Here is a 1,821-nt window from a genome sequence, read left to right as displayed (position 1 = left end):
TGTCTTCTGTTGGCAGGCGAAACGATCGATCGAGTTCTTTCCGCTACCTAGGGCATTTTCTATGACCGAAATGCCCTATTTGTGCTGGGCTTTTTTATACACTAGCACTGGGGTGAATAGTTACATGGCTTGGTGAATCGACCATCACAACGGATGTCCATGTAGTAGAAGATTTCGATTGGGCAGTTGAGCCTTCGATCCGTTTGATCCAATACTTCAACTGATGATCCTTTAAACCATTTTGTCGACACCATTGGGCTCGTGTGAGCCCACTTGCCCTGTAGTCAGCAATACGCTGTTCCCATTCACGTCTTAACTGGTTTTTATCCACGCCAAAACTCCTTTCGTAAAGATTTCTAAAGAAATTATGGCATGGATATAGGGGCAGAACTAGGTGGGGAGAGTTTGACGCTTACGATACACACCCTAGGTATGCTCAAATGTCTCTCGTCCTCTTTATATCAACGGATGAGAGGCATTTGGTTTGCCTAGTCACTGTCGAACTCAGGCATGACAATCAAAACAAAAAGAAAACCACCTCTTTTATAAGGTGGTCTTTGGTTCACGCCAAATATATTTTTCTTTCAGGTTCAAAGCTTTCACAAAAGTTTCAACTGATCTCGTCACAGTAGCAGGTCCGATTGTCCTTTGTGTTCTTCTAAATGTTTGAAGATCTCTTGCACCATATACTCCAATACTTGCTTCTGGTGTTTTAGAACGAATGTATTTGTAGGCTATTTTAGCCTCTTTTGTTGACGGTAATTCCAGAATAACCGACTTATCATCCGCAGCCGAAATAATATAAACTTTGCTCATTTTTCATTTCCCTCACTTATGCGTGAATTATACCCGACTGATACCTAACTTTATCCATTTGAATATTGGTCAACGTCATCAATATCTTCATCGTTTTCATCTAAATATTTGTTTGAAAATGCTTGTTCATAAATATAGTCTACATATGACTTAATTGCAACTTCATCACTATTAGGAAATCTTGGAACACTTTCAAGCCACTTACTCAAATCCAACGCATATTGATTTAATTGATCATTATCCATTTTGTATATTTGTTCATGTAAATATTCATTCAATAATGCATGTGTTCTTGTCCAAAATTGAATTTCAATAGGGAAAACATAATTATTTGGTCTTATATAAACGTGAATAGCTTTATACCCATCATCATAAGTTTTCCCTAATGTTTGATCAACAATGTTGCATGCATCTTGTTCATACGGACAACATGTTACAAATTCATGAACTATCTGTTTCAACTCTGCAGTCTCTGCTTTAATAATAAATCGCATTCCTAAAATGTCGTTTGCAATTTTGTAGAGCTGTTTTGTCAATTGATTACGTTCTAATTTCAGCTTTATTGATGAAGGATCCTTATAACGGTAAGTAAAGTCAATTTCAGGAATATGCTTAATTAATTCAACGATTTTATCTGGATATTCTGCTGTATTTAAATAATACTCTTCTACCTTATTTTTTAGTTCCTCAAAAAGTTCTTCATCAAAACCTTTGTATCTACGAGAAGTCTTGATTTCCGGCCCATGTTCAATAATTTTTTCTATAATTCCCCAAATTCCTTCATAAGGCAACATAAAATTTCCCCAGCCAGATAAAAAATCTTAACTACTAATAGCATAACGTAATTAACGTATGTTGTAAATTATCATTACAGGGAGGTTTGAGTCAAGACTTTGTGGGAGATTTTTTTCTCGACCGATTTTTTTGGTTATATATGGTTTTATAAAATCGTTATATGTAAGCGCTTTTACTTACTCTCATCCTGTAGGTATGTGCGTTTTCTCT

Annotated in this window: 3 protein-coding genes; all 3 read right to left on the bottom strand. The window is 35.9% G+C overall.

The genetic code is table 11. The features are described 5' to 3' along the window. Positions 1–94 precede the first annotated feature (94 nt). The 3 genes from tnpA to K1I44_RS14920 all read right to left on the bottom strand — a co-directional run bounded on the left by tnpA (position 95) and on the right by K1I44_RS14920 (position 1,610). On the bottom strand, positions 95–331 hold the full coding sequence (gene tnpA / locus K1I44_RS15625) for an IS66 family insertion sequence element accessory protein TnpA (protein WP_483297881.1): 237 nt from the start codon (positions 329–331) through the stop codon (positions 95–97). A 212-nt stretch (positions 332–543) separates the two neighbouring features. Further along, positions 544–816, bottom strand: a complete 273-nt coding sequence (locus K1I44_RS14925) for a hypothetical protein (RefSeq protein ID WP_219986624.1) — start codon at positions 814–816, stop codon at positions 544–546. 50 nt (positions 817–866) lie between these two features. Next, the gene (locus tag K1I44_RS14920; RefSeq protein ID WP_219986623.1) at positions 867–1,610 is read right to left on the bottom strand and encodes a nucleotidyltransferase family protein; all 744 of its coding nucleotides are present in this window, start codon (positions 1,608–1,610) and stop codon (positions 867–869) included. Between the last annotated feature and the right edge of the window lie 211 nt (positions 1,611–1,821).

Origin of the sequence: Anoxybacillus sp. ST4, from assembly GCF_019448545.1 — a bacterium.
In the GTDB taxonomy this organism is placed as follows: Bacteria; Bacillota; Bacilli; order Bacillales; family Anoxybacillaceae; genus Anoxybacillus; species Anoxybacillus pushchinoensis.
Note: the sequence above shows the minus strand (reverse complement) of the source record. Positions and strands in the feature narration are given on the sequence as shown.